General features: G+C 68.3%; 1 pseudogene. It reads left to right on the forward strand.

Annotation, left to right across the window (positions count from 1 at the left end):
* A pseudogene (locus KZZ06_RS20985) lies at positions 1-268 on the forward strand (phosphoribosylamine--glycine ligase); the annotation flags it as partial.

Here is a 268-nt window from a genome sequence, read left to right on the forward strand (position 1 = left end):
CTCGGCAGCGGTGGGCGGGAACATGCACTTGCCTGGGCGGTGATGCAGAACCCGAAATGTGACAAGCTGATCGTGGCGCCGGGCAATGCGGGCATCGCGCAGATCGCCGATTGCGCCAGCCTCGACGCCGAGGACGGCGGTGCGGTGGTCACATTTGCCGAGGAAAACGCCATCGAGTTCGTCATCATCGGCCCCGAGGCGCCGCTGGCGGCGGGCGTGGCGGATCGGCTGCGAGCTGCGGGCATCCTGGTCTTTGGCCCCTCCGAGG

The sequence above is a fragment of the Sulfitobacter sp. CW3 genome, from assembly GCF_019392245.1.
Taxonomy (GTDB): domain Bacteria; phylum Pseudomonadota; class Alphaproteobacteria; order Rhodobacterales; family Rhodobacteraceae; genus Sulfitobacter.